Origin of the sequence: Pantoea sp. BAV 3049, assembly GCF_009765445.1 — a bacterium.
Taxonomy (GTDB): domain Bacteria; phylum Pseudomonadota; class Gammaproteobacteria; order Enterobacterales; family Enterobacteriaceae; genus Erwinia.
Map to the genome: position 1 here is coordinate 509,549 of NZ_WHOY01000031.1, position 7,988 is coordinate 517,536.

Here is a 7,988-nt window from a genome sequence, read left to right on the forward strand (position 1 = left end):
TGATAGTCGGGGGAAAATATGGATATAAATCAGTTGCGTTGCTTTATGGCCGTGGCTGAAGAGCTGCACTTTGGCCGGGCGGCGCAAAAGATGGAAATGATGCCTGCGTCACTAAGTCGCTTTATCCGCCTGCTGGAAGACGATCTCGGCGTACGCCTGCTGAACCGCTCGACCCGCAACGTATCGCTGACCCCGGAAGGGGCAGATTTTTTTGATGAGGCGGGGCAAGTGGTTACCCGGTTCGATGCTCTGGCACTGCGATTTAAAGCAGGCAAAAGAACCGGTCGCCGCACGCTGCGCATCGGCGCAATCGACAGCGCTGCCCGTGGCCTGCTTCCTCAGCTGTTGAATATGTTTGTGCAGGAACATCCCGAAGCGGATATCCATCTGACGGAGGACAAAACCATTAACCTGATCCCCCGGCTGAAATCCGGCTGGCTGGATATGATTTTTATCCGTCCACCCGAAAGCCTGGACGCCAGGCTGGCGGTACGTTTTATCACCCGCGAAACCTGCGTACTGGCTGTTCCGACCGGGCATCCGCTGGCCGCGCGAACATCGGTCAGCGTGGCGGATTTCTGCCATGACGCGATGATCGTACCGGAGAGAAGAACGCGGCCGCACAGTCACGATCTGACGATGAATGTGTTCCGCAATGCCGGGCTGACGCCGCAGATTGCGCAGTTCGCGGAGGAGAAGCAGACCATCCTGAGCTTTGTCGCGGCGGGATTAGGTCTGGCGATTGTCCCGGCTTCCTTTCGCAATATGAACAACGAGGGCGTAACCTGTATCCAGTTGAACATTGATGAGAAGATCAAAGGCCTGCCGCTGTGTATGGCGTGGCACAAGGGCAGCAACGATCCTGATGTTGTCGCCCTGCTGACGATTTTCTCCCGGCGAAAAGAGGATCTGATCGCCGGACTTTGAACAGTCTATCCCTTCGGAAACACCCACACATGCCCGGCAGGCAAAGAGAGATGGCAATGCGACGGATCGCGCAGTTCAGCACCATAAGCGCGGATCACAAAGTCATCGCCCGCCGTACGGAACAGATATTCCCAGCGATCCCCAAGGTACATGCTGGTCAGTAACGGCAGCGCCATTGAGTTCTCTTCCGGTCCCTCAGTGATCCGAACCCGCTCGACGCGGATCACCGCTGTCCCTTCCTGTCCGACAGTGACGCCCTCACCTGCTCTGCCCCACAGCGCCCAGTCAGCGCCCTGGATTTTTGCTTTTCCGTCGCTGACTTCGGTAATCCTGCCATGCAAACGGTTGTTGCTGCCCATAAACTCAGCGGTAAACAACGTGGTTGGCGAGCCGTACATCTCCTGCGGCGAGCCCTGCTGCTCAATCACCCCGTTATTCAGCAACAGGATGCGGTCGGAGATCGCCATCGCTTCATTCTGATCGTGGGTCACCATCAGCGCCGACAGACCGAGTTTCACGATCAGCTCTCGCAGAAAGACCCGCGCTTCTTCCCGTAACTTGGCATCCAGATTCGACAGCGGCTCATCCAGCAGGATCACCGGCGGGTTGTAAACCAGCGCCCGGCCAATCGCCACGCGCTGCTGCTGTCCGCCTGAAAGCTGATGGGGATGGCGCTTGCCCAGATGTCCCAGCCCCAGTTGCTCGAGCACGCTCTGCACCCGCTGGTTGATTTCAGCAGCGGAGACTTTGCGCAGCTTCAGTGGATAGGCGACGTTCTCAAAAACAGTTTTATGCGGCCACAGCGCGTAAGACTGAAAAACCAGCCCGAGATTACGCTCTTCCGCCGGGATTTCGCTCCGTGGCGTGCCGTCATAGACCGTATTCTGGCCGATGACGATCCGTCCCTGAGAAGGTTTCTCTAACCCGGCCACCGCGCGCAATAGCGTGGTTTTACCGCTGCCGGATGGCCCTAGCAGTGACACCACTTCTCCCTGCTTCAGCTGCATGGAAACGCCTTTCAGCACCGGGTTGTCGCCATAGGTTAAATGCAGGTTTTCAACGGTTAACTCAGTCATGTAATTTCACTCCGAAGCGAAGGGCGACGCCCAGGCCAATCACCACCAGCAGGATATTAATAAAGGAGAGCGCCGCAACGATATCAATCGCGCCCGCCGCCCACAGCGAGACCAGCATCGAGCCGATGGTTTCCGTGCCGGGAGAAAGCAGGTACACGCCAGTTGAGTACTCGCGCTCAAAGATCAGGAACATCAGCAGCCAGGAGCCGATTAGCCCATAGCGCGACAGCGGAATGGTAACGTGGCGGGTAATCTGCCCGCGCGATGCGCCGGTGCTGCGCGCTGCCTCTTCCAGCTCCGGCCCAACCTGCAGCAGTGTGGAAGAGATCAGCCGCAGGCCGTAAGCCATCCACACCACGGTATAGGCCAGCCAGACGCTGAAGATGGTACTGCGCAGCGAGCGCAGCCAGACAGTAAAGTGTTCACGCAGCCATTCCGCCATCGGCAGCGTTGAAAGCCAGCCGTTTTTCAACGACTGATCCAGCCACAGCGGCAGGAACAGGAACACCCACAGGAAGGCCAGACCGGCCAGCAGGCCCGGCACTGCACGGGGCACCAGCACGCTGTAATCAAGGAAGCGCGTGACGTTGTCCGGCTTGCGGTGCATGGCAATGCCGATAAACAAGTAGCAAACCACCGCCAGCGCGCCGCCGATAACCCCAATCGCCATGGAATTGACGATAGCCCGCAGCAGGTTCGGCTGCTGCCAGATGGTGCGGAAGGTATTCAGCGACAGCTCGTCCCAAACCGAAACGCCTACACCCCAGTTAGAGATAAAGGCACGCAGCACCACCCCCAGCAAAGGTACGCCAATGGTGACGGTCAGCCACGCGGCCACCACGGCACCGGCCACCCAGCGCCATTTCCCCAGCGGCAAAGCGCGTGCCTGCGAGGCTTTGCCCTTCAGCGTGACGAAGCGGTTGGCGGTGCGCATCAGGCGACGCTGCAGCATCACCAGCGGAATGGTGATACAAATCAATACCACCGCCACTGCCGCCATCAGATGGTAGGATGGCGTGCCGAGCTTGTTGGTCAGTTGGTAAAGGTAGGTCGCCAGCACCATGTTGCCTTCCGGATCGCCCAGTACCAGCATCAGGCCAAAGACCTCCAGCCCGAGGAAAAACAGCAGCACGCTGGCGTAGAGGATCGACGGACGAACCATCGGCAGGCTGACCGCCGTCATCACCTGCAACGGCGACGCGCCGGAAATACGTGCGGCCTCTTCCACATCAGATCCCACGCTGCGCAGCGCCGAAGAGATATAAAGATAGGCATGTGGGACATGCGTCAGCCCGGCAATCACCACAATGCTCGGCATCGAATAGATGTTCCACGGCACAAACCCGATCAGTTTCTCCGCCCATAGCGAGAAGAACCCAACCGGCCCGGCTGCCACCACATAGCCAAATCCCAGCACCATCGGTGAAACAAAGATCGGCACCAGGATCAGCGGCTCGATCAGCCTGCGGCCGGGCAAATCGGTGCGCACCATCAGGAAAGCCAGAATGCCACCCAGCGGAATGGCGATAATCACCAGGCCAAAAGCCAGAATAAAGCCGGACCTCAGCGCCTTATAAAAATCCGGATCGGTAAAAATAAAACCGAAAGATTCCAGGCTGAACTCTTTCGACGGAGAGAAAAACGGCGCGGAGAGAAAGCTCTGAACCACGATAAACAGCAGCGGAATATAGATTACCAGCGCGGTGATCAGCACCACCACGCTGCGTGGCAGCCCCTGCCACTTTCTGTGCCATACGTTCATGTGAAATCCCTGCGAACAGATGGGCCGCGCCGCAGCGCAGCCGGGAGAGGATTATTTGGCGGCGGCTTCGCGCCACTGTCTGATGTAGTCCAGGCGTTTCTTCGGCTGCAGATATTCCAGCAGCGATTCATCCACCGGGATCGGCTTGAGGGCATTGCCAAGCATTTTGGTCATACCATCGATATCATTCTTCCCTTCAATATCGTTGCGCAGGGAGGGAATATCGGACTGATTAGCGAGGATACTCTGCCCTTTTTCCGACAGCACATAGTCCAGCCACAGTTTGGCTGCATTGATGTTCGGCGCTTCTTTGCTGATAAAGGAGACCCGGGAAAGGACCAGCGTGTAATCTTTCGGATAGGAGATACCTAGCGACGGATCGCCCTTCGCGCGGGCTTCAGCGTAGGAACCAAGAATATTGAAACCAATCAGGTTTTCCCCTGAAGAGACCCTTTCCATCATCGTGCCGGTGGAAGACTGCACCGCCAGCCCGCCTTTCGCCACGTCGGCCAGCGTTTTGAAATAGTTGGGATCGGCCTTGCTGTCCTGTACCGAGAGCATAAAGCCAAGTCCGGATTTCTCAATATCGTAGGTGGTGACTTTTTTGGTGAATTTGTCGGTCTGGCTGGCCAGCAGTTTTGCCAGCGCCGCGTGGGAATCAGGGACATCGCCCTGCGGGATCAGTCGTTTGTTATAAATAAACACCACTGGCTCGTAGGTGGTGCCGTAGGCTTTCTGTTGCCATACTGCCCACTTCGGAATCTTACCGGTTTCCGGCGAGCTGTACTCAGCGGCATAGTCGGTCGCCAGCTTCAGTCCCGTGTCCATTGATGAGCTCCATACCACGTCGCCGCTGGTGCCACCAGAAGCCTGCTCGCTGATATAGCGGTTGTAGAGTTCGGTGCTGTTCATATCGTTGTATTCAACTTTGATCCCTGGATAAGCGGCTTCAAATCCTTTGATCAACGGGCCGGCTGCCTTGGTATCCGTGGTCGAGTACACCACCACTTTGCCCTCTTTTTTTGCCGCATCAACCTGCTTCTGATAATCAGCCGGATAGCCCTGCGGCAGGTCGGCGAAGGCCGGAGAAGCGATCATTACCGCCAGTGGAGCGATCATCGCGCGAAACTTTGCAGACATAAATTTAACCTCTGGTTACATTCAGAAAACATAAGTTCAACATATAGCCGCTACTCAGCGAGGCGCAATGAAGTTGGATTTTTATCTTCTGGTTTTGTGAGGTTCAGGGCGGTTTTGCGACAGAGAGGGGCCTGGCGGGCTGCCGCCAGGCTGATGCTAAGGTTTTTTTAAGTAATCAGGTAGGTTCAGTGCTGGCGCAGGTCGCTGAGGAAGCGCTTAGCCCGCTCGTGCTGCGGGTTGCTGAAGAATCGCTCCGGGCTGGCTTTCTCCAGGATTTGCCCCTGCTCAATGGGCTCCAGCCGGTTAACGGTGCGGATCAGCGTCGATTTTCCCGACCCGGATGGCCCGCAGACCACCACCACCTCGCCACTTTTGATTTCCGCGCTCAGATTGGTCAGCGCCTGATAGTCGCCGTACCACTTGTTGACCTGGTTAAATAAGATCATCGGTCTCATCGGGGTTCCTTATTAAGACTCTGCCCGGCGCAGCAGCATGGCCTGCGCCACCTGTTCAGCCTGCGGATCGGTGTTGCGCCGCTTGCGGGCAATGCGCTCTTCAAGTTTGTTCGCCAGCCAGGTAAGGCTGAAGCAGATCAGGTAATAACCCATCGCCACAATGGCAAATACCTGGAAAGGTTTGGTCAGCAACTGGTTGTTCACCTGGTTAGCGGCGAAAGTCAGCTCCGGCACGTTGATGACATAGCCGAGAGTGCTGTCTTTGATGATCGACACCAGTTGGCTCACCAGGCTGGGCAGCGTACCGTCGACGATCATCTGCCCAAACAGGCCAGTCAGGACGGCACTGAAATCGAGTGCCATCTTCTCTTTACCCCCCGGCAAATTACCAGTTAGTCAACGCGGTCGCCAGGTCGCTTAATGCTGGCCTGTGTTAACGGGCTGAAAGGCAATATTCCTACCGGTGAAGTGATCTTTTTCCGCTCATTTGTCGCGCTGGTCTATATTTCGCTGGCTGATGCCACGGCCATTGGCTATGCCGCCCCGCTGTTCACGGTAATCCTGGCCGCGCTTTGCACCGCCGTATCATCCGTACAAATTCGCTTTTTAAACGGCATTGAACGACCTGGTGCGATCGCGGGGCTGTTCACCGTCTGGAGCGAACAGCGGCAGCGTAAGCTGAGCGTAATCCGGACGGTGACCTGATTAGGTGGCCATGACTGGCGTGACCTGATTTGGTTACTGCTGACGGGTTATCCTCTGATACTGCCCTCAGCCATAATTCTCTTCGGTATAGATCATAAATTTCACCTCATCCCTCATCCCCGGACGGCGCTTCGCCCTTTTCAAGATAACGCAGCAGCATATCGACCGAGAGCTGCGCATGTCGACGGGTGTTCTGATCCAGGGTCAGCGCTCCTCTGGCAAACGGCGCCCGGCCTGCATCTGATCAATGCCGATATGGCGTAGCCGCGAAGGATTTAGTGCTGGCAGTTCCTCCGGCAGGCAGGTAAGCTCCCTGCACTTTTTTCAGCACTCTGAACCGACCGTATGAAAACCAGACTCACCCTTGCTGTTACCCTCCTGCTGCTTATTGCTGTCGGGCTTTATCTGGCCTTCAGGCCACATCAGCAGGACCCCCACTATTATGCTGCCGTCTGCGTGGTCATTAATGATATGGGCGAGCCTGCATCAGCCGGGGAGTTTAAAGAAAAGCTGCAGGAAGTGATCATCAATGAAAATTCCTCCTATGCTGTAGACAAGATAAAGTTTGACCCGGCTTCAGCGCAGGGAGCCATCCAGCGTTACCAGCAACTTTCTGCCACAAATAAGCTCCAGTTAAAACAAGGGATTGATGCCTGCCTGCAAATTTTGATGCCTGCAGACAAAGGGAAATAATTTAGCATTTCTGTTGATGAATCCCAGTGGCGGGCTTCCTTAACGTAGTGAAAAATAATTTTTTAGTTGCACAGCGCTGAAGTTTTTTCACTGTGAAAATTATCAGCATTGATAATTTTACGCCGTATCAGATCCTTTCCCGATATCTGAGCAAAACGCTCAACAAGACGCGACTGTTTACGTAAACAGGGCGATCCGTTCATGCGGGACAAAACCTTTTTCATGCCAATAAACGTAAACACTCCTGATTTTCTGCATATTTATTTCCCGCCCCCTTTCACAGCGCGCTTACTCCGGAGCAAAAAAGTTAGACAACTTCAATGAGATTTTTCGCACTTGCAGACACAGACTGAAACAGATGCCCGATCTGGTCGGATGTGTATCATAAGTAACACCCCCCTCCATTCCACTGATTGATAACCTCACCTAATCAACTTCACCGGGGGTTAATCTGTAAAATAATTTGGTGGGTGCCAATCGATTTATAATGGCCCCGCAACATTAAACCTACATTTCTTACATCCATTTTTAGTCTCTTAAAGGTGGGCCAATCAGAATGCCAGCTGAATATTATTATGTTACGAAGCAACCGACCATACAGACTTTCATTTACTTCATCGGGGAGGATGCAGCAAGGTGCCCGCGAAAAATGCGCTGGTTTTTATCGGGAGTTTGTATAACTCCCTGCAGGCACTGACCGTCGCCAAAGTTCGCTTTGGCGAAAACGTGAAGGCCTGTTATTTCTGTTGCCTGTCACAACCGGAGAAGCACGGCCGTCGGCCTCTGCAGCCGCTCTCCCGCCGCCCTGCAGGAGGATTAAAAGAGTGAACGGGAGCCATGCAGTACGCACACAAAATCCGGCAGGCCATTTCCTGAACACGGTAATTTAAAAAAGAGGCAGGTTTCCCGTGAACTCTGCCTCAGTAATTTTTGCGACAAACTTCTCATATTTAGAATTATTCTTCTCACGCCTCTTCTTACCAGGATAATATGGGAAAATTCTTATTAACTCTTATATAAAAGGGTGGGCCATTGATGTTTTTGGTTAAAATTTATCACAACTCAGATTCCGCCTGGTCTTTTACCCGGTCGTTTTTCACACTTCATTTACCTTCAGGGTAATTATTCGAAAACCTGAAAAAAAACAACTTACTAATACCTAAAGAAAAACAAAATTAATCTGCGGTAATTTTGAATATTTTCAGAAATTTTTACAGTATTATTTTTTAA

7 protein-coding genes and 2 pseudogenes are annotated in these 7,988 nt (G+C 54.2%); 4 read left to right on the forward strand and 5 right to left on the reverse strand.

The window, feature by feature from the left end:
• Positions 1–18: 18 nt before the first annotated feature.
• Positions 19–927: a LysR family transcriptional regulator gene (locus GSQ70_RS03205; RefSeq protein ID WP_158781085.1), complete on the forward strand. Its 909-nt coding sequence runs from the start codon at positions 19–21 to the stop codon at positions 925–927.
• 5 nt (positions 928–932) lie between these two features.
• On the opposite strand, the gene GSQ70_RS03210 is transcribed toward GSQ70_RS03205, so the two are convergent.
• The 5 genes and pseudogenes from GSQ70_RS03210 to GSQ70_RS03230 form a co-directional block, all read right to left on the reverse strand.
• Entirely contained in the window at positions 933–2,003 is a 1,071-nt protein-coding gene (locus GSQ70_RS03210) for an ABC transporter ATP-binding protein (RefSeq protein ID WP_158781087.1), read from the reverse strand.
• Positions 1,996–3,765, reverse strand: a complete 1,770-nt coding sequence (locus tag GSQ70_RS03215; RefSeq protein ID WP_158781089.1) for an iron ABC transporter permease — start codon at positions 3,763–3,765, stop codon at positions 1,996–1,998. The genes GSQ70_RS03210 and GSQ70_RS03215 overlap by 8 nt, the downstream gene beginning before the upstream one ends.
• A gap of 51 nt (positions 3,766–3,816) precedes the next feature.
• Positions 3,817–4,884: an ABC transporter substrate-binding protein gene (locus GSQ70_RS03220; protein WP_370521104.1), complete on the reverse strand. Its 1,068-nt coding sequence runs from the start codon at positions 4,882–4,884 to the stop codon at positions 3,817–3,819.
• A 206-nt stretch (positions 4,885–5,090) separates the two neighbouring features.
• Complete coding sequence (locus GSQ70_RS03225; protein WP_233268238.1) at positions 5,091–5,360, reverse strand: ATP-binding cassette domain-containing protein; 270 nt, start codon at positions 5,358–5,360, stop codon at positions 5,091–5,093.
• Positions 5,361–5,372: 12 nt separating this feature from the next.
• A pseudogene (locus GSQ70_RS03230) lies at positions 5,373–5,663 on the reverse strand (amino acid ABC transporter permease); the annotation flags it as partial.
• 117 nt (positions 5,664–5,780) lie between these two features.
• Here GSQ70_RS03230 and GSQ70_RS03235 point away from each other — a divergent pair.
• From GSQ70_RS03235 to GSQ70_RS03245, 3 genes and pseudogenes are all read left to right on the forward strand, one after another.
• Positions 5,781–6,014 (forward strand): annotated as a pseudogene (locus GSQ70_RS03235) (hypothetical protein); the annotation flags it as partial.
• A gap of 396 nt (positions 6,015–6,410) precedes the next feature.
• A complete protein-coding gene (locus GSQ70_RS03240) occupies positions 6,411–6,758 on the forward strand; it encodes a hypothetical protein (RefSeq protein WP_158781093.1) in 348 nt (115 codons plus the stop codon).
• Between the two features lie 636 nt (positions 6,759–7,394).
• The gene (locus GSQ70_RS03245; RefSeq protein ID WP_158781095.1) at positions 7,395–7,586 is read left to right on the forward strand and encodes a hypothetical protein; all 192 of its coding nucleotides are present in this window, start codon (positions 7,395–7,397) and stop codon (positions 7,584–7,586) included.
• Positions 7,587–7,988: the final 402 nt, after the last annotated feature.

Coding starts and splice junctions, on each gene's coding strand:
- GSQ70_RS03205 (WP_158781085.1), top strand. CDS start 19: ATGGATATAAATCAGTTGCGTTGCTTTATGGCCGTGGCTGAAGAGCTG.
- GSQ70_RS03220 (WP_370521104.1), bottom strand. CDS start 4,884: ATGATCGCTCCACTGGCGGTAATGATCGCTTCTCCGGCCTTCGCCGAC.
- GSQ70_RS03225 (WP_233268238.1), bottom strand. CDS start 5,360: ATGAGACCGATGATCTTATTTAACCAGGTCAACAAGTGGTACGGCGAC.
- GSQ70_RS03215 (WP_158781089.1), bottom strand. CDS start 3,765: ATGAACGTATGGCACAGAAAGTGGCAGGGGCTGCCACGCAGCGTGGTG.
- GSQ70_RS03210 (WP_158781087.1), bottom strand. CDS start 2,003: ATGACTGAGTTAACCGTTGAAAACCTGCATTTAACCTATGGCGACAAC.
- GSQ70_RS03240 (WP_158781093.1), top strand. CDS start 6,411: ATGAAAACCAGACTCACCCTTGCTGTTACCCTCCTGCTGCTTATTGCT.